This is a genomic window from Rhodococcus cercidiphylli, assembly GCF_033042225.1.
In the GTDB taxonomy this organism is placed as follows: domain Bacteria; phylum Actinomycetota; class Actinomycetes; order Mycobacteriales; family Mycobacteriaceae; genus Rhodococcoides.
This window is the reverse complement of sequence record NZ_JAWLKE010000005.1, coordinates 260,793-279,043: the sequence shown is the minus strand read 5'-3', so window position 1 is coordinate 279,043 and position 18,251 is coordinate 260,793. Positions and strand designations below refer to the sequence as shown.

Annotated in this window: 20 protein-coding genes, 1 tRNA gene and 1 pseudogene; 8 read left to right on the top strand and 14 right to left on the bottom strand. The window is 64.6% G+C overall.

Annotation, left to right across the window (positions count from 1 at the left end; all coding sequences use genetic code 11):
* Nucleotides 1-152 precede the first annotated feature (152 nt).
* A complete protein-coding gene (locus R3P95_RS14515) occupies nt 153-1,619 on the top strand; it encodes a DHA2 family efflux MFS transporter permease subunit (protein ID WP_317548621.1) in 1,467 nt (488 codons plus the stop codon).
* Nucleotides 1,620-1,629: 10 nt separating this feature from the next.
* Here R3P95_RS14515 and R3P95_RS14510 read toward each other — a convergent pair whose 3' ends face one another.
* Nucleotides 1,630-2,352 carry a GAF and ANTAR domain-containing protein gene (locus R3P95_RS14510; RefSeq protein ID WP_269593819.1) on the bottom strand — a complete coding sequence of 241 codons (723 nt, stop codon included), beginning with the start codon at nt 2,350-2,352 and terminating at the stop codon, nt 1,630-1,632.
* 116 nt (nt 2,353-2,468) lie between these two features.
* Here R3P95_RS14510 and R3P95_RS14505 point away from each other — a divergent pair, with 116 nt between their 5' ends.
* The 4 genes from R3P95_RS14505 (at nt 2,469) to R3P95_RS14490 (ending at nt 5,759) form a co-directional block, all read left to right on the top strand.
* On the top strand, nt 2,469-2,936 hold the full coding sequence (locus R3P95_RS14505) for a universal stress protein (protein WP_317548620.1): 468 nt from the start codon (nt 2,469-2,471) through the stop codon (nt 2,934-2,936).
* A gap of 104 nt (nt 2,937-3,040) precedes the next feature.
* Nucleotides 3,041-4,831 (top strand): TIGR03767 family metallophosphoesterase, encoded by a 1,791-nt coding sequence (locus tag R3P95_RS14500; protein ID WP_317548619.1) that lies wholly within the window; start codon nt 3,041-3,043, stop codon nt 4,829-4,831.
* Nucleotides 4,828-5,178: a hypothetical protein gene (locus R3P95_RS14495; protein WP_317548618.1), complete on the top strand. Its 351-nt coding sequence runs from the start codon at nt 4,828-4,830 to the stop codon at nt 5,176-5,178. Before R3P95_RS14500 ends, R3P95_RS14495 begins: the two co-directional genes overlap by 4 nt.
* 11 nt (nt 5,179-5,189) lie before the next feature.
* Complete coding sequence (locus tag R3P95_RS14490) at nt 5,190-5,759, top strand: hypothetical protein (protein ID WP_317548617.1); 570 nt, start codon at nt 5,190-5,192, stop codon at nt 5,757-5,759.
* A 16-nt stretch (nt 5,760-5,775) separates the two neighbouring features.
* Here R3P95_RS14490 and R3P95_RS14485 read toward each other — a convergent pair whose 3' ends face one another.
* From R3P95_RS14485 to R3P95_RS14460, 8 genes and pseudogenes are all read right to left on the bottom strand, one after another.
* The gene (locus R3P95_RS14485; protein ID WP_317548616.1) at nt 5,776-6,390 is read right to left on the bottom strand and encodes a YdeI/OmpD-associated family protein; all 615 of its coding nucleotides are present in this window, start codon (nt 6,388-6,390) and stop codon (nt 5,776-5,778) included.
* A 236-nt stretch (nt 6,391-6,626) separates the two neighbouring features.
* Nucleotides 6,627-7,112 (bottom strand): hypothetical protein, encoded by a 486-nt coding sequence (locus tag R3P95_RS14480; RefSeq protein ID WP_300518041.1) that lies wholly within the window; start codon nt 7,110-7,112, stop codon nt 6,627-6,629.
* Between the two features lie 54 nt (nt 7,113-7,166).
* Nucleotides 7,167-7,265: pseudogene (locus R3P95_RS26150) on the bottom strand (DUF2510 domain-containing protein); the annotation flags it as partial.
* Complete coding sequence (locus R3P95_RS26145) at nt 7,262-7,555, bottom strand: sigma factor-like helix-turn-helix DNA-binding protein (protein ID WP_394855422.1); 294 nt, start codon at nt 7,553-7,555, stop codon at nt 7,262-7,264. The gene R3P95_RS26145 and the pseudogene R3P95_RS26150, both read right to left, overlap by 4 nt.
* Nucleotides 7,552-7,680 (bottom strand): hypothetical protein, encoded by a 129-nt coding sequence (locus tag R3P95_RS14475; RefSeq protein ID WP_317548614.1) that lies wholly within the window; start codon nt 7,678-7,680, stop codon nt 7,552-7,554. The genes R3P95_RS26145 and R3P95_RS14475 overlap by 4 nt, the downstream gene beginning before the upstream one ends.
* Nucleotides 7,677-7,817 carry a hypothetical protein gene (locus tag R3P95_RS14470; protein WP_317548613.1) on the bottom strand — a complete coding sequence of 47 codons (141 nt, stop codon included), beginning with the start codon at nt 7,815-7,817 and terminating at the stop codon, nt 7,677-7,679. Before R3P95_RS14470 ends, R3P95_RS14475 begins: the two co-directional genes overlap by 4 nt.
* A 245-nt stretch (nt 7,818-8,062) precedes the next feature.
* Nucleotides 8,063-8,136 (bottom strand) — tRNA-Ile (locus R3P95_RS14465).
* Nucleotides 8,137-8,205: 69 nt separating this feature from the next.
* Entirely contained in the window at nt 8,206-10,341 is a 2,136-nt protein-coding gene (locus R3P95_RS14460; RefSeq protein ID WP_317548612.1) for a molybdopterin-dependent oxidoreductase, read from the bottom strand.
* Between the two features lie 85 nt (nt 10,342-10,426).
* On the opposite strand from R3P95_RS14460, the gene R3P95_RS14455 reads away from it, so the two are divergent.
* From R3P95_RS14455 to R3P95_RS14445, 3 genes are all read left to right on the top strand, one after another.
* The gene (locus tag R3P95_RS14455; RefSeq protein WP_317548610.1) at nt 10,427-11,230 is read left to right on the top strand and encodes a serine hydrolase domain-containing protein; all 804 of its coding nucleotides are present in this window, start codon (nt 10,427-10,429) and stop codon (nt 11,228-11,230) included.
* A 144-nt stretch (nt 11,231-11,374) separates the two neighbouring features.
* A complete protein-coding gene (locus tag R3P95_RS14450; RefSeq protein ID WP_068052258.1) occupies nt 11,375-11,887 on the top strand; it encodes a DUF3145 domain-containing protein in 513 nt (170 codons plus the stop codon).
* Nucleotides 11,888-11,971: 84 nt separating this feature from the next.
* Complete coding sequence (locus R3P95_RS14445) at nt 11,972-12,418, top strand: cold-shock protein (RefSeq protein ID WP_317548776.1); 447 nt, start codon at nt 11,972-11,974, stop codon at nt 12,416-12,418.
* Between the two features lie 144 nt (nt 12,419-12,562).
* Here R3P95_RS14445 and R3P95_RS14440 read toward each other — a convergent pair whose 3' ends face one another.
* From R3P95_RS14440 to R3P95_RS14420, 5 genes are all read right to left on the bottom strand, one after another.
* A complete protein-coding gene (locus R3P95_RS14440) occupies nt 12,563-13,996 on the bottom strand; it encodes an acyl-CoA carboxylase subunit beta (RefSeq protein WP_300518054.1) in 1,434 nt (477 codons plus the stop codon).
* Between the two features lie 127 nt (nt 13,997-14,123).
* Nucleotides 14,124-15,374, bottom strand: coding sequence for a KasA/KasB family beta-ketoacyl-ACP synthase (locus R3P95_RS14435; protein WP_068052249.1), 1,251 nt, complete (start codon nt 15,372-15,374; stop codon nt 14,124-14,126).
* Between the two features lie 8 nt (nt 15,375-15,382).
* Entirely contained in the window at nt 15,383-15,727 is a 345-nt protein-coding gene (gene acpM / locus R3P95_RS14430; RefSeq protein ID WP_045199610.1) for a meromycolate extension acyl carrier protein AcpM, read from the bottom strand.
* 88 nt (nt 15,728-15,815) lie between these two features.
* Entirely contained in the window at nt 15,816-16,724 is a 909-nt protein-coding gene (locus tag R3P95_RS14425; RefSeq protein WP_317548609.1) for an ACP S-malonyltransferase, read from the bottom strand.
* 128 nt (nt 16,725-16,852) lie between these two features.
* Entirely contained in the window at nt 16,853-18,232 is a 1,380-nt protein-coding gene (locus tag R3P95_RS14420; protein ID WP_231893914.1) for a PucR family transcriptional regulator, read from the bottom strand.
* Nucleotides 18,233-18,251: the final 19 nt, after the last annotated feature.

Here is an 18,251-nt window from a genome sequence, read left to right as displayed (position 1 = left end):
GGAGACAGTATGGGGCGGCCGGATAGTGGCATCGGGGTTCGTGGTTCTGGCCACAGGACTGTCGTGGGTCTTCGTCGCGTCGGCAATGATCGGACAGTGACCGAGGATCGGTCGGCCGATACTGCTCGGCGACAACGACGAAGGACAGCACTGTGACCGACAGCATTGCCCCGGCAACACCACCCTCGACGGAGGTGCCCGCACGCGCCTGGAAAGCGCTCGTGGTTCTGCTGCTGGGGATGTTCATGGCGTTGCTGGACACCACCATCGTCAACGTGGCACTCCCGACGATCAGCACCACCTTGGAAGCGTCGGAATCGGTTCTGTCGTGGATCATCTCGGGGTACGCACTTGCCTTCGGATTGGCTCTCATCCCGGCGGGCAAGGTAGGCGACCGCATCGGTCACAAGTGGGTCTTCTTCACCGGTCTGGCACTCTTCACCCTCGCGAGTTTCGCGTGCGGGCTGGCTCAGGACGATCTGCAACTGGTCGTCGCGCGAGTCGTTCAGGGCTTGGCGGGCGGCATGTTCGTTCCCGCCGTCACCGCGTTCATCCAGCTGTTGTTCCCAGGGCCGGTGCGGGGCAAGGCCTTCGCCATCATGGGTGCCGTCATCGGAGTGTCGACCGCGCTCGGTCCCATCGCCGGCGGCCTGATCATCCAGGCTTTCGGCGACGAGAACGGCTGGCGGCTCGTCTTCTGGGTCAACCTGCCGATCGGGATCGTCGGTCTCGTCGCGGCTGCAGTACTGCTTCCGGGCAAGACCGATACCGAACCGTCTGCGCGCCCAGGAATCGACTGGCTCGGACTGGTGCTCATCTCTGCGGGTCTCATCGCGCTGCTCGTTCCGCTGATCGAGGGCCAGGAACTGGGCTGGCCCATGTGGACCTACCTGACGATCGCAGCGGGACTCGGTCTGATCGCGTTGTTCGGCTGGTGGGAAGTGATCCGAACGGGCCGCGGACAGAATCCATTGGTACCACCTCGATTGTTCACCCGTCCGGCGTTCACCGGAGGCGTGATCCTCGCGCTCGTCTACTTCGCTGCCTTCACGAGCATCTTCTTCACCATCTCGCTGCTGTGGCAGACCGGACTCGGCAACACGGCACTGGCATCGGGCCTGGTGTCCATACCCTTCGCGATCGGCAGCATCATCGCCGCCTCGCAGAGCAACAGGCTGACGATCCGACTCGGGCGTACCGTACTGATACTCGGCGCGTCCCTCGTCTCGATCGGGCTCATCTGGTTGTGGATCATCCTCGCGACCAGCTCCGCCGACACGATCTCGCACTGGACGCTGATGGTGCCACTGTTCATCGCGGGTCTCGGCAACGGTGCGTTCATCGCACCCAACGCGCAGTTCATCGTCGCGACCGTCGATCGCGACGACGCGGGAGCCGCGAGCGGCGTCATTTCCACGATGCAGCGCGTCGGCTCGGCGATCGGCATCGCAGTGATCGGCAGCGTGCTGTTCGGGTCGCTCGAGATCACCGGGCCCGACACCGTCGGGTCGGGCTTTCTACACGGAGCAGCCATGGCAATGGCTGTCAGCGCGGCGTTCAGTGTGATTGCGCTGGCGTTGGTCTTCGCGCTTCCCAAAAAGGTTCAGGGCGCACACTGAGCGCTGCCGATCAGCCCTTCAGGCCTTTGCTGTGTCGCGCGACCACGGTGGACGCGAGATCGGCGATCTTGACGTTCAGATCCTGGGAAGACTTGCGCAACAACGCGAACGCCTCGTCGCCGTTCACGTCGTGCAGGGCCATGATCAAGCCGATCGCCTTGCCGATCTCACGGTTGCTCTCGAGGCCGGCGCGCAGCGTCGACGCTTCTTCGCCGTTCATGACGGCGGCGACGGTGATCGAGGTGAAAGCCGTCAGAATGACTGCCTTGTCCACACTGTCCGAGCCGAAGACGCCGGGACGATCGGTGAACAGGTTGAGCGCGCCCACCTTCTGTTCGTCGACCTTGAGCCGAAATCCCATCGCGCCTCGTACCGGCGTCCGGTTCAACACACCGCGAGCCATCGCCGGCCACTGGGTGGGAGTGCGGAAGTCGGCTTCGAGCTGGGCTGCCTCGCTGGTGATCGCGTCCAGGCACGGTCCTTCGCCGGTAGCGCGCTCGATATCGTCGACGACACGCGCGATGTCGTCCGAGGCTGCGACCGTGACAGCCTTCCCGTGGCGCATCAACATCAAGCTGGCGTGGTCACAATGCGGGACCAACAGCGTGGCCGCATTACACAGTGCGGTGTAGACCTCTTCGGCGGTGGTACCTCGGTACACGATGTCGGCCAGGGCCGCGAACACAGTAGCCGGGTCGGTGGACGGGGCGTCGAACTGTCGGTCGTCGTTCATTGCTTCTCCCGTCGCGTGTGGAACCGTCTCCCCGATAACCGGGCGTAGGTGCTCCTTACCGTACCGCCAGGCGGCTGGGGGTACGAACAGTCGGGTCTCGGCAGTAGCCTCAGGTCGTGAGCGATGCGCAGGAGTCCACCGGGTTCGAGTACGGCCACGACGGACCGAAATCGATCGTGGTGGGCGTCGACGGGTCCGACTCGTCCTGGCGCGCTGCTGCCTATGCGGCAGGGCTCGCTCGTAGGCAGCGGTCGCTGCTCGTGCTGGTGTACGTGCAACCCATTGCGACGGCCTCGTGGGGCCAGGCAGGCATCTCACTCGTCGAAACCGGTCAAGAGATAGCCGACGAGCTGCTCGACTACATCAGAACGTCGGCCGCCCGGTTCGGGGATCGGGAGCACGTGCGGTGGGAGTTCCGAACCGCACAGGGTGACCCGTACCACGGGCTGATCGCCGTGGCAGAGCAATTGCGTACCGACGCCGTCGTGGTGGGGGCGTCCGAGACTGCCGGACACCGAATCGCCGGCTCGGTGGCGGTGCGATTGGTCAAAGCGGGACGGTGGCCGGTGACCGTGGTGCCCTGAACGCGGCGAAATCGAGCCGATCTGCCGTCTGCCCTGTAAAAATAGGCAGTCACCTCGTCGGATGCGAGGCGCACGTGGTGCCGTTTTCGGATCCGAGGAGTTCCATGACCGGGCTGTCGCGTAGGCAATTCGTGGCGAGAGTGGGGACACTCGCGGCGGTGTGGGGTATCGCACCCCACGTGCTGGGTCAGGCTCTTGCGGCGCACGCCCAGCCCGTGAACGTGGGCGCAACCGGAACACTCGCGCAGACGATCCTGCGATCGTCGACAGGGCCGGGGAAGTACCGCGTGCTCGGTGCCGGTCCGGGGGAGCCGTATGTCGCACGCCTCGACGTTCTCGGCCGAGCGCCGAACCCGTCGAGGGTGCAGTCGCGACGGTCGCTGCTCTACCTCGGGCACCTGTCGGACATGCACGTCATCGACGCCCAATCGCCCGGCCGCATCGAGCCCATGATCGTCTCCGACCACGCCGCATGGGGTTCGGCGTTCCATCCGCAGGACCCGCTGACCGTGCACGTCACCGCGGCGATGGTGAAAGCGTTCGCGGACGCGCGGATCAGCCCGGTCACCGGCGCCCCGATGGGGGCTGCCGTGGTCACCGGGGACAGTGCCGACATGCATTCGCACCTCGAATTACGCTGGTACATCGACGTTCTCGACGGCGTCCCGGTTCGGCCGACGAGTGGGGCCGCGGACATCTTCGAGGGTGTTCAGGCCTGGCCGGAGGCGCAGTGGGCCTACCGACCCGGTGATCCTTCGGGAGGGTCGTTCGGCGATTACGGATTCCCGACGCTTCCCGACCTTCTCACCCAAGCGATGTCGGGAACCGTCGAATCGGTGGGTCTGCCCGTGCCGTGGTACTCGGTCTACGGCAACCACGACACTTTGTTGCTCGGCACCTTCGATCTGTCCTCGCAACTGCACGCGCTCGCCGTCGGGGGCCGCAAGGCGTACACCCTCGAGGCGACGGCCACCTCCGCCCTGGCCGGCTACGCATCGACGGCCAGTCCACTGCAGAGAATGGTCGATGCGCTGGGCGTCGGATCCGGTGCGCGATCGGGGTTTCGCGCGGTGTCGGCCGACCCGGCGCGGTACCTGTTCGAGCAACGCGAGTTCATGCAGGAGCACTTCGAGACCACCCCGACACCGGGACCGATCGGACACGGCTTCACCCAGCACAATCTCGACTCCGGTGAGACGTGGTGGGCGGCAGACCCCACCCCGAACATCCGAACGTTCGGACTCGACACCTGCAACGCCGTCGCCGGCCCCGACGGTGCGGTGCCCGAGAATCAATTCGACTGGCTCACCCAGCAATTGGAGAAAGCGCAGGCCGAGCGCAAGCTCGTGCTGATCTACACCCATCACAACAGTCTCACGCTGGAGAACCGAGCGCAGCGTCCGGGAGAATCGGGGAAGCTCTACGGCGCAGACGAATTCATCGATCTGCTGTTGAAGTATCCCGTGGTGATCGGCTGGCTCAACGGCCACACCCATCAGAACCAGATTCTGGCGCATTCGAGCGGCGGACGCGGGTTCTGGGAGATCACCACCGCATCGTGCATCGATTTCCCGCAGCAGCAGCAGGTGGTCGAGATCGTCGACAACCGGGACGGAACTTTGTCGCTGTTCACCACGGTGCTCGATCACGCGTCACCGATCACACCGGGAAACAGCGGCAGCTACCTGGATCTGGCGTCCCGAAGCCGCGAACTGGCGGCCAACGACTGGGCCGAGAATCCGCTGATGCGTCGAGGGTCGCGCCTGGATCGCAACACCGAATTGCTCCTGCCTGCGCCGTTCGATCTGAATGCCATCACCGACGCCGCGCTCGAGCAGCAACACCTGGACGAGCACGCGAGACTGATCGCCTACGAGACGAGGCAGGGCCGATGAACGGAGTGTGCAGGAAGACTCTCCTGGTCGCCGCCGTGGTGGCGTGCGCGGGATGCTCGCAGACCGCTGCGCTCGCGCCGGTCGGCGGTGCCGAACTCGGGGACCTCCGCTACGCAGTGAACGACGTTCTGTTCGAGAAGGGAATCGAGATACTGGTCGCGCCGGTCTGCTCCGGTACCGGAGCAGACATCGAATGTCTCGGGGAGACAACCGACAACGAGGCGATCACAGGTTCCGCCACGTCGGACGACGCGAGCACCGTCGAGGTGAAGGTCGGTACGGAGGTTCTCTACTCGGGGTCTGTGCAGGACGTGCTCGACCGCAATTCGACGGTCGGTGCGCCGTGAGGGGGAGTGCGGTGCTCGCTGCCGTTGTGCTCGTGTCTGCGCTGATTCAGGCGCTGACAGTCCTGGGCGATCCCGTTCCAGAATCCTCCGTGGGGTTCGGTGGGCTGGTTGCGGCGTCTGCCGCGGCACTGGTGGTCGCCCTGTGGATCACCGCATCGACGGCACTCGATGTGGTCGACGGCAACGTCCGCGGTGCGCTGGGTCGGGCATGGCGGCGGCCGCGCGTCCTGGTGTGGTGTGTGGGCTCGACTCTGGTGGCCGTTGCGCTGGCGATTCTGTTCCCGCTGCTTCCGGTCATCGTGATTCTGGTTGTGCTGCTGGTGCTTCCGGCCGTGGCCGACGGGCAACGACATCCGTTCCGCGCTGCGTCGGCTACGGTCCGGCAGTCCCCGGGGCGGTACGCAGTCGCGGCAGTCGTCACGATTGTTGCCTACGTCCTCGCCTGGGTCGTGGCACTGGTACTGGGTTTCTTCGTCACCGGCGTGGTGGCGGCGTTTCTGACGTGGGTGTGGTTCGGAGCGAATGCTGCTGTGCTGCTGGTGTATTGGTCGTGGCTGTACCGAAGAGCAGTGCTGACGTGACCTCGGTCGACGGCACTCAGCCGCGGGCTCGTCGACCGGCCGCGGCCTCCGCGACGACCTGAGTGATTCGACCTACGCGAGTGTCCTCTCTCACGGCACTGATGATCCACCACAGCATCTGCTTGCGAGCACTGGGCGGAAAGCCGTCCCAATTGCTTCGGGCGCGTGGATCTCTGTCCAGCTCCGTCGCCAACGCGGGTGGTTCCACGAGGTCTTCGACTTGGTCGGCAATCGTCCACCAGCCGTTGGATTTCGCGGCACCGATGGCGCGGCGACCCGCGTCGGTCATGAGACCACGGTCTTCCATATCGGCGGCGCGTTTCCGGTTCAGGCGGGTCCACTGGCTCTTGGGCCTGCGCGGCGTGAACATCTGCAGGCTGCGCTCGTCGTCGAGGATGCTGCTGGTGGAATCGATCCAACCGAAGCAGATGGCTTCCTCGACGGCATCGGGGTACACGCAGCGGGATCGGTCGAGGGTGTTCCGCCAGGAGCACAGCCACACGCCTCGGGTCGAGCTGTGATTGTCCGCCAGCCAGGTGCGCCACTGTGCTCGAGTTTCGGCGTGGACGATCGGGTAGTCGAACTTCCACGTCGGTGGGTGGTCGGACGCCGACGCTGCCGACGCAGTCACGTGCTCGCTTCATCCACTCGTCGTGGTGTCGCCCTCGAATATCGCATGCGGTCAGTCTGCACACAATTGAGGACATTCAATGTCCGCAATGGCGCTGAGGTATCGATGAATCGGCACGAACATCAGGGTTCAGCCGAAATATCCATCACCACCAAAGATCCCACCGCCTAATCGGACTCGACCGAACAGAAGGCCCCCCACGTCATACAAAGTGGGGGCCTTTAGTCGTTCCGAAATCAGGAGGGGAGAATTTCTATGATGGCTGCCGTGAACTCGGGGACCGTTGTGCTGCCACCGATCTGCGTGTCATACGACAGCGCGCCCTTCACTGTGGCGAACAGCTTCACGCGGTCACCGGACACGATCGGTCGCAAGAGCTCCGGGTCGTCGACGCTCACGACCACATTATCGCCGATGGCGAACCTTTCAGTCGGGGGTGTTGCCATCGCGTCGATGCGCATGCCTCGGTCGCCGGTAGCTGCGTCGAGTTGTGTCACCTCGCCGTAGATCACGTGCTTCTGCCCGGCGGCCGCGTCGGGGTCCTTGATTAGCAATTGGAAGTCGCGGTCCGAGAGCTCGCTGTAGCTGGCCGGATTCCTGGCTTCGGGGTCTGCCGCAACTGTGGCTGCCGTCGTGGACCTGTCGCGTGCGCTGTCGGTTCCATCGGTGAAGAAGTTAATACCGACGCCGACAACGAGAATGACCCCGAGGATCGTCAGCACGGTGCGCAGCGGACTCTTCTGCTTCTTCGCGGGCACGGCAGGCGGGGGCATCGGTGCGGCCGGTTGAGTGTGCTCACTCCAAGTTCGACCATCCCAGTAGCGTTGCTGCGTCTGATTCGACGGGTCCGGGTACCAACCGGCGGGGTGTGTCATGTGCTCACTAATACCAGACTGCCGGGTTCGGTTCGCGCCGCATACCTCCATCGCCTCACCGTGCGGTCGTTCGTCCCGAGCTGACGTGCGATCTCGCGTAGCGACAGCTCGCCCTCGGTGATGAGCTCAATTGCCTGGCCGCGCGGATCTTCCGGCGTCTCTTCTCGGGTGTCGATGACTTCGACGTCCTCTCGCTGTCTTAGTCGCACGGTCAGGTGTGTCAACCACAGCAGGAACACCGGGGGGTGAGCGCCACACCGACCGCGAACCCCGAACCCTGCGTCAGTCATGTGTGAATCCCGTTGCCCGCGATGGAGACGAGCGCCGACGCGGCCAGGAATGGCCAGGCCGTGCGGTCGCCGCCGAGGACGACCACTGCCACCGTGCCAACAGTGATCGTGCCGTCGATCATCACCGGCCACAGGTTGCCTCTGGGCCGAGACCGGCGATATGTGCGAGGTCCGCGAGAACGATGTAGGAGATCGGGAAGCAGACGAGTGACAGGAAGACGGTGCCGCGGCGTGCCGTCGTCAGAGCTGTGGATATGGACACGGCTTCTCCCGGAACCGGACGTCGGCTAGCGACGTCGAAGTGGGTATGGATGCTGAAGAGCGAGCCGCGATCGTCGACGAGGGATTCGACCCGGAAGATCCGGCGGTGGATGCGATTCTGCGAGTGCGCGAGACCCTTGCCCACATCGGATGAATCTGTGGCCGTGGGCAGAATGTGGGCAAGGCCGGCATTCGAACTGTTACAGGTCTTGAATTTTGATTGGCCCTGAGCTGGGCAAATGTGAGTGGGGCGGGCGGGGCTCGAACCCGCGACCAATGGATTATGAGTCCACGGCTCTAACCGACTGAGCTACCGCCCCATGCCCGTACCAGGTACGAGCCTGCAGAATCGTACAGAATCGCGTCGCCTCGACGGTGCATCGGGGCAGCTATTTCGCTCGGACCTGCACCGGGACACCGTTGAGGATCGCATTGGCCGAGACGGCGTCGACGCGATTGGGGTCGGTGATGTCGTTGACGCTCGGCCCCTGCACCGTCGTGGCAACGGACAGATGCACTCCGGGGCGCTGATGACCGAACCCGTGCGGCATGCTCACCACGCCCGGCATCATCTTCTCCGACGCCGCTACCTCGATGTCGACGGTTCCGGCGGCGGAGGTGACCGACACCATCGAACCGTCCTCGATGCCGCGATGCGCGAGATCCTCCGGATGCGCCAGAAGCTGATGTCGCGCTTTGCCTTTGGTGAGCCGGGCGGTGTTGTGCATCCACGAGTTGTTGCTGCGCAGGTGTCGCCGACCGATCATCAACAATTCGTCGCCGGACGGAACTGCGCTGGAATGCATCAGATCCACCAACGCGGGGAGCTCGGCAACAACGATGTCCTGAATCAGCTGTACTCGCTTGTCCCGAGTCTTCAGCTTCTGCGGGAAGCCGGGACGCAGCGGTCCGAGATCGACACCGTGTGGGTTGGCTCGAAGCTTTCTGAGCGACAGTCCTTTTCGTTGACTGCGGAGCAGGATGTCCAGGGTGCGGGCGGGGGACAGGCGCAGGCGTGCCTCGCTGATCATGCTCTTCGGAGTCACTCGCGACTTCAACCGACCGACCGTCGAACCGGCCATACGGCTCTTGTAGCGCAGCGACAGATCTCGGAAGATCTCCCAATCGTGCTTGGCGTCGGCTTGCTTGGGCAGCACTGCAGGCATGTACTTCGCTGTGTTGTGAACGGCGAAGGAGTTGAAGATCAGGTCGTAGTGGTCGCGTTCGAGCGACATCGTCGGCGGCAGAATCACGTGTGCGTGACGCGAGGTCTCGTTGATGTAGAAGTCGAACGACACCATGAAATCGAGACCCGCGAACGCGTCGTTCAGGGTGGTGCCGCCGGGCATCGACAACACCGGATTGCCGGACAGGACCGCCATCGCGCGGATCTGGTCCTTGCCCTCGGTGGTGATCTCGTCGACGAGCGTCGAACAGGGGTATTCGCCGGCGAACTCGGGCAAATTGCGAACGCGGCTGCGCCACTTGACGAAATGGCCGCGGCCGACGATGCCCTGCTTGATCAGATCGATCGCGGGATCGGTCACCATGGCACCGCCCGGGCGATCGAGATTGCCGGTGATGATGTTCAGTACCTGAATTGCCCACTGACACACCGTGCCGAACTGCTGGGTCGAGACCCCCATTCGGCCGTACGCCACCGCGGACTTCGCCGAGGCGAAATCGCGCGCCAGAGTCGAGATCTCGTCCGCAGAAATACCGACGACCGGAGCGACGGATTCCGGCGTGAACTCGGCGACGAGATCTGCGAGTCGATCGGCCCCGTCGATGTAGTCGGCCACCCGTACCGTGCCGTCGGCCACGATCGTGTGAATCATCGCGAGCAGCAGCAGTGCGTCGCTGCCGGGCCGAACGAAGAAGTGTGTGTCCGCGATATCGGCGGTCTCGGTCTTGCGCGGATCGACAACGACCAGGCGGCCGCCCCGTTTGCGCAGTGCCCGCGCCCTCTTGGCGAAATCGGGCACGGTCATCATGCTGCCGTTCGAGGCCATCGGATTGCCGCCGAGGACGAGGAAGAAGTCGGTTCGATCGATGTCCGGGATCGGCAGTAGCAACTGATGCCCGTAGAGAAGATGGTCGACGAGCTGGTGCGGCAACTGATCCAGGGAGGTGGCGGAGTATCGGTTGCGCGTGCGCAGCAGCGAGGTGAACGGAATGCCGTGGGTCATCGCGCCCATCGAGTGGACGTTGGGATTCCCCTGATAGATCCCGACTGCGTTGCGGCCGTACTTCTCACGCGTCGAGATCAAACCGTCGATCACGAGGTCGTATGCCTCGTCCCAGCCGATCTTCTCCCATTTCTCACCCACACGTTTAACCGGCGTGGTGAGCCGATCGGTATCGGCGTGTAGATCGATCAGCGACAGCGCTTTGGGGCAGATGTGGCCGCGTGAGAGCGGATCCTCCTCGTCACCGCGAATCGAGACCACCGCGTCGTTCTCCACCGTGAACTCGAGCCCACAGATCGCCTCGCACAGATTGCACGATCCATACACAACCGACATCGCATTCCTCCCACTCATGTGCTGCGAGCGTAGCCCGGCGGGGGACCGGGGCACCGTCGTCGACCGACAATTAGGCTCGTGAGTCGTGACCACCCTCGATCTCACGGCCTCCTGGCCCGTCGACCATGTCAGTGCAGCAGTCGTCACCGACTCCGGAGTTCGTGAGGAGGTCGGGGACACCGATCGCGTCTACGAGCTGGCCTCGGTCACCAAGCTGCTCAGTGCGTACGCAGTTCTCGTCGCCGTCGAGGAAGGTGCGGTGGAGCTCGATCAGCCTGCAGGACCGGAAGGGGCGACGGTTCGACACCTCCTGGCACACGCGTCGGGACTGGCGTTCGGTGACCGCACAGTGCAGGCACCGGCCGGTACCAAGCGGATCTACTCGAGCGCCGGGTTCGAGGTTCTGGCCGAACTGATCGAAACCGAGGCAGGCATTGCCTTCCCGGACTACCTCGACGAGGCCGTGTGCCGGCCACTGCAGATGACGAACACCGCACTACCGGGTTCGGCGGGCCACGGTGCCAGCTCAACCCTGGCGGACCTGACGAAATTCGCGGCGGAGCTGTTGCAGCCCACGCTCCTCGCTTCGCAGACATTCTCTGCGGCGACCGAGGTGCAGTTTTCCGGCCTGAACGGGATCGTGCCCGGATACGGATCGCACAAGCCCTGCGACTGGGGACTCGGGTTCGAGCTGCGCGACGGCAAGAGCCCGCACTGGACCGGGAGCGCCAACTCGTCGGCCACGTTCGGCCACTTCGGTCAGGCCGGAACGTTCCTGTGGGTGGATCCGGCAGTACGGACCGCGTGTGTGGTGTTGACCGATCGAGCCTTCGGAGACTGGGCGAAGCCGCTGTGGCCGGAGCTCTCCGACGCAGTGCTGGCCGGGTGAAACTCCATCGTTCACAGATTGCACTGGCGCAACAGGGGCAACTCGGGGCACACTAGTACACAGACGCATTGATTCACTGCAGCCAGCCGAAGCATGTCGAGGTCGTTGGGGAAGACGTCCCTCGTCGAAGCTGGAGGTAGTGCAATGCGTGGATCGAACCAATTCGCAGAAGCGACATCGGGTGTTGTGTACATCCACTCGTCGCCCGCTGCGTTGTGCCCGCATGTCGAATGGGCGTTGACCGACGCCCTCGATTGCCGTGCGAACTTGAAGTGGTCTGCGCAGCCCGCCTCCGATGGGCAGCTGCGCGCCACCACCGACTGGGTCGGCCCCGTCGGCACCGGAGCAAAGCTGGCCGGCATCCTGCGCTCGTGGCAGATGCTGCGGTTCGAGGTGACCGAGGACGCCAGCGAAGGCGTGGATGGCGAACGGTTCTCCCACGTGCCCGGTTTGGGGCTGTGGCGCGGAACGACGAGCGCGAACGGTGACGTGATGCTCGGCGAGATGCGGCTGCGCGCCCTGATGGAGAACAACCAGGGCAACTTCACCGCGGCCGTCGAGCAGGCTCTCGGATCGGACTGGGACGCAGCCCTGGAGCCGTACCGAACCGGCGGGGCCGGAGCCGAAGTGACGTGGTTGAGTCGCAACGTCGGCTAGGGGTTGCTGGGGGTTCTGGCTCGCGGTAGTTTGCGTCCGTGCCTGGGGTAGGCATGTGGGAACGACCGTGGAGTGGTGAGTTCGATGTTGTCGACCGGAAAAGTGATTCGATTCGACGAGTTCAAGGGGTACGGATTCGTAGCGCCGGACGAGGGCGGCGAGGACGTGTTCATTCACGTCAACGATCTGGACTTCGACAAACGACTGTTGGCACCGGGGGTTCGCGTCGAATACGTTGCCGTCGAGGGCGATCGAGGCCTCAAGGCCACCCAGGTGCAGATCATCGACACTCCCGCGTCGACCGCGCTGGTCACCCGGCGCAAGCCCGACGTGCCGTTCCACGACGTTCCGGTCAGCGAACACGAGCAGCTCGAAGATGTGATCTGCGACGTGCTCTCCGAGGCGGACTTCACCGCCGAAGTGACCGAGGCACTCCTCAAAGCCAACGGAACTGTCTCCGCAGCGCAGATCCTCGACATCCGATCGGCAATGTTGCGACTGGCTCACGACCACAAGTGGATCGAGAGCTGACGCTGTAGTTCGCCCGTCCGTTGTGGGGCCCGTTCGGTTCCGGATGAATGTGGCTTTGTTGCACTCGGAGCGCCTCGGAGTCGCATTGATCCCAACCGGGGCGGGGGGTGACACCACCCGAGGCGGCCGGGCACCCCGTGACGATCAGAGCGGAATGTTCTTGTGGTTGCCGCGTGCCGCAGGAGCGGCCGCGAGAGCCTTGGCGACGGTGCTGCGGGTCTTGCTCGGCTCGATGACCTCGTCGACGACACCGATGGCCACGGCGCGCTCGACGCCACCGGCGATGCTTTCGTGCTCGACGGTGAGGCGATCGTGCAATGCCTCACGCTCCTCCTCGGGAGCGGCTGCGAGTGCCTTCTTGTGCAGGATGCCGACGGCGGCCTTCGCGCCCATCACGGCGACCTCGGAGCCGGGCCAGGCGTAGACCGCGGTGGCACCGAGTGCACGGGCGTTCATCGCGATGTACGCGCCGCCGTAGATCTTGCGGGTCACCAGGGTGACGCGGGGGACCTTGGCTTCGGCAAAGGCGTGCAACAGTTTTGCTCCGCGACGGACAACGCCCTCCCATTCCATGCTGACGCCGGGGAGGTACCCGGGAACGTCGACGACCACGACCAGTGGGATGCCGAATGCGTCGCACAGTCGCACGAAACGGGCTGCCTTCTCGGCACTTTCGGAGTTGAGGCAACCGCCGAGACGAATGGGGTTGTTGGCGATGACGCCGACGGTGCGGCCGCTGATGCGTCCGAGGCCGATGACGATGCTGCGGGCCCAGCCGCCCTGGAACTCCTCGAAGGTCGATTCTCCTTCGACGTTGTCCAGCAGTTCGTGGACGATCGGGTGGACATCGTATGCGCGACGGTTGGATTCGGGCATCAGAGCCCGAAGGTCGGTATCTCCGTGCTCGGCGGCGGCGATGTCGAATTCGCCCTGCTCGCAGAACATGGACACCAGGCGGCGGGCGCGGGTGAACGCGTCCATCTCGCTGTCGGCGACGATGTGGCACACGCCGGACTTCTTGTGGTGGGTGTCGGGGCCGCCGAGCGAGGCCATGTCGACCTGCTCACCGGTGACGCTGCGGACGACATCGGGACCGGTGACGAACACGCGTCCCTCGGGAGCCATGATGACGACGTCGGTCAACGCAGGACCGTAGGCGGCGCCGCCGGCTGCGAAGCCGAGGACGACGGAAACTTGGGGGACGAGGCCGGATGCTCGGACCATGGCCTCGAAGACGAGTCCGACGGCATGAAGGGCTTCGACGCCCTCGGCGAGGCGAGCACCGCCGGAATGCCAGACGCCGACGATCGGAGCGCGCTGCTCGATGGCCGTGTCGATGGCGGCGACGATGTGCTTGCAACCGTCCACGCCCATGGCACCGCCCATGACGGTGGCGTCGGAGCAATACGCGATGGTGTGGACGCCGTCGATCTCGCCGGACGCTGCGAGGATGCCGGACTTGTCCCGATCGTGCAGGGGCACAGTAGTTCCGGCGTCGAACAGATTCTCGAGGCGGGCGAGTGGATCGCGGGGGTCGGTGGAGGTACCGGATCGTGTGACGGGGGCCAGAATGGTCATCGCTTGTCCTTCTTCAGGGCCCCTGGGGGGCGAGGCCCGAACCGGGGCCGTTCACTGGGAACGGCCCCAGCCCGGATCATGCACTGCGAGAGCGGGATTCGCTGAGTCGAAAGAACGACTCAGTGCATCACGCCTTTCCGAAGGCGAGCGCTACGTTGTGCCCACCGAATCCGAACGAGTTGTTGATCGCGTAATCGATCTGTCCGACGCGGGGCTCGCCCTTGACGACGTCGAGATCGATCTGGGGATCTTGATTCTCCAAATTCAGTGTGGGAGGGATGATTCCCTCACGCACTGCCAGCACCGTCAGAACCGACTCGAGAGCGCCGACGGCACCGATCGAGTGGCCGAGAGCGGATTTCGGTGCGTACACGGCTGCGTGATTTCCGACGGCCTTGTTGATCGCGAGCGCTTCGGCGGTGTCTCCGATGGGAGTTGCCGTTGCGTGGGCGTTCACGTGGGTGATGTCGGACTTCTGCAGTCCTGCGGTCTCGATCGCACGCTTCATGGCGCGCGCGGCACCCGTGCCCTCCGGGTCGGGAGCCACGAGGTGGAACCCGTCGGAAGTGATTCCGGCACCGAGCAAGCGGGCGTGGATCGTTGCGCCGCGTGCCTTGGCGTGCTCCTCGGTCTCGATGACCATGAGCGCACCCGCTTCACCGAAGACGAAGCCGTCACGATCCTTGTCGAACGGACGTGACGCACCCTTCGGGTTGTCGTTGTTGGTGCTCATCGCCCGCATCATGGAGAAGCTGGCGATCGGAACCGCGTCGATGTAACCCTCGACGCCGCCGGTGACGACCATGTCCGCGTCGCCCATCACGATCATCCGCCACGCGTGTGCGATGGCTTCCGATCCCGAGGAGCAGGCGGAGACGGGAGTGATGACACCGGCCTGTGCTTTGAGCTCGAGTCCGACGACCGCTGCAGGGCCGTTCGGCATGACCATCTGAACGGCGAGCGGAGACACCTTGCGGTAGCCGCCGGCCTTCATCTTGTCGTTGGCGTCGATCAGAGAATCGCCGCCACCGAGGCCGGTACCGATAGACACGCCGAGGCGGAGAGGATCGACGTCCGGGGTCCCGGCGTTCTTCCAGACCTCACGACCGAGAACGGTGGCCAGCTGCTCCACATAGCTCAGGCGACGAATCTCGACCCGCGAGAGCAGGCTCTGCGGGTTCACCGCGAGGTGGCCGCCGATCCGCACGGGCAGGTCGTACTCGGCGACGAAATCGTCTTCCAGCGTTGCGATTCCGCTGTCGCCGTTCAGCAGACCCTTCCACGTGGCATCGACGTCACCCGCGAGTGACGTGGTCGCAGCGAGGCTGGTGACGACGACACTGGGGAAGCGTCCGTTGGCGGTGGATGGGTTGGTCATGGGCCGTGTCACTCGCTCGCGGAGTCGTCGAGCTTGGCCTTGATAGCTTCTGCGGCTTCGGGGTTCTCCGCTTCGAGCTTCTGGATGTAGTTCACGGCGTCGCCGACGGTGCGCAGACCTGCGAGGTCCTCGTCGGGGATCTTCACGCCGTACTTGTCCTCGGTCTGCACTGCGATCTCGACCATGGAGAGTGAGTCGATGTCGAGGTCGTCCACGAAGGACTTCTCGATGGTCACCTCGGACGGTTCGATGCCCGTGACCTCCTCGATGATCTCTGCAAGTCCGGCGATGAGGTCTTCCTGGCTGGCCACTGTTGTGGCTCCCTTCTCTTCTGTGTAGAACGCCGAAGTCATGTGCTTCGAGACGCGATTGTGCATTTCTGCCACTCGGGGAGTGGAAGTGCGAGCCGCAGTGCTGTGACTGCGAAGTGTGTGGGTCGAGCTAACCGAGCTCAGCCATTGCGGAAATGTCCGCCGGTGTCTTCAGGCCAAGGTTGGCGACGCCGCGCAGTTCGCGTTTGGCGATACCGACAAGTGCGCCTGCCGGGGGCAGTTCGACGAGTCCGGTCACCTGCGCGGTACGTAGGTAGGCGTTGCACAGATCCCATCGCACGGGGCGAGTTACCTGGGCAGCGAGCTTGTTCAGGGCGTCGGCACCCGAGGCGACCGGCTGACCGTCCGAGTTGGACAGCAACGTCCGCGTCGGCTCCGACGGGGTGATGGCGGCAGCGGCTGCGGCAACGGTGTCGCCCGCGGACGCCATGTACTTGGTGTGGAATGCGCCTGCGACCGGTAGTGCGCGAACCCGAGCCTTCTCGGGTGCGCTCTCGGCCAACTCGGCGAGCTTGGTGAGCAGCCCGGCTGCGACGATCTGACCTGCAGCGTTGACGTTGGCCGGAGCGAGGTCCAGTTCATCGAGGCGGGCCAGGACGGCAGCTTCGTCGCCTCCGAGCACAGCGGACATGCCGGTCGGCTCGAGTGCGCAGGCCTTGGCCATTGCTGCGCCGCGGACGGCAGCGAGCGATACGGCGTCGTCGGAGGAGATGACGCCGGCGATCGCAGCGGCGGCGAGTTCGCCCACCGAGTGTCCGGCGACGACGGCGTCCTCGGGGAACAGGCCGCGCGATGCGATCTCCTCGAACGCGAGCAATGCCGACGCGACGACCAGAGGCTGGGTCACTGCGGTGTCGGTGATCTCCTCGGCGGTGGCAGTGGTGCCGAGGCGGACGAGGTCGAGACCGGAGGCCTTCGACCACAACGCGAGTCGGTCTGCCGCACCCGGCAATTCGAGCCAAGGCAGCAGCATGCCGGGAGTCTGGGAGCCCTGACCGGGCGCAAGCAACGCAATCACAGGGTTAAGAGAACACCGTCGGGTGCCGAATGAGTGATGTCGCGCTCGATGAACTCTCGACAAGCAATTTGTGGGAACCCTACAAATTGCCTCGTGGGGATCCGCTATCGCCGAAGGGTGGTCCGGCGTTACGTGACTACTTCTCCGAATGTGACCTGTGTGACATATGGGGCAGGATGGGGCGGTTCGTGATGCGTTCGAGCCAACCTACCTACCGTTGCCGCAACCCTGAGTACGTACGCATCGCGCGGATGCGTCGGGTCGCGACCGGTGACCTCGGCGATGCGCTTGAGCCGATACCGGACGGTATTTGGATGAACAAACAGCTGCCGTGCGCAGGTTTCCACCGCTCCGCCACAGTCCAGATAGGCATCGAGGGTGTCGGCCAGTCCCGAACCTGCCGCGGCCAACGGGACGACCACGTGATCGTTCAACGCCGATATCGCCGCACCGTCGTTGAGCAGTGCGCGTTCGGGCAGTAGCTCGCCCGCATGCACCGGACGCGGCGCACCCCGCCACCCCGCCACGGCCTGCATCCCCGCGAATGCTTCCACCGCGCTCGAGTGCGCCGCACCGAGGGTGCGGGTGGTGGGGCCGATGACGACGGGTCCGTCCGAGAAGTTCTGCAGCATGTCGTCGATGAAGGCGCGATGGGTGGCAGTGTCGTCGAGCTGACCGCTGACCACCATCACCAGCCGCGTTCCCTGCACCACTGCCAGTGCGGCGCGACCGTGCTTCTGCGCCACGGCGTGGACGGTGCCGACGACCGAGACGCCTCGATCGTCGGGAGGAGTGCCCACCAGCACCGTGGCGGGCGCGGTGGCGTCCCAGTTCAACGTGGCGGCACGCGAGAGCATGTCCGAGCCGGTATCTCCGCGTACGACAGCGTCGACCACGAGGGCTTCGAGGCGGGTGTCCCAAGCTCCGCGCGATTCGGCTGCGCTCGCGTAGACCGACGCGGCCGCAAAACCCAGCTCGCGCCCGTATCGCAACACGGCCTCGGTCAGGGCCACCAACTGCTGATCGTTGCGGGCTAGTGCTGGGAGCCACTGCTCGAAGAACTCCATCGCCACCCGCACCATGTCCACTGTCTGGCGCAGAGTGAGGCGTCGGGCAAGGTCCTGGGGAATGACCTGGAAGGCATCGAGGCTGAAGCGAATATCGCTGTTGGGGTTCTTCAGCCATTCGAGGAAGTTGTCGACGGCTGTCTGAATCAACAGTTGGACGCTGGCACGTTGGGCCGCGTCCAGATCGCCGAAGAACGGCAGCTGACCCTGCATCGTCGTCACGGCCTCGGTCGAGAGTCGGCCGGAGAACTGCTTGACCCGTCGCAGCAGGGCGTCGGGCAGAGGATCGCGTTTCTGGCGGGAGGGTGCCAGTGAGGCGACCGGAAGGTGCACTTCGTTGTCCGAGGTCAACGATTCGCGCAACGCCTCACGGTAGGCGTCGCGTCGGGACACATCGCGTGATGACGCGCTGCCCGGTGAGTCGGGTTTCGCATCGGACATAAGGAGAACCTACGCCCGA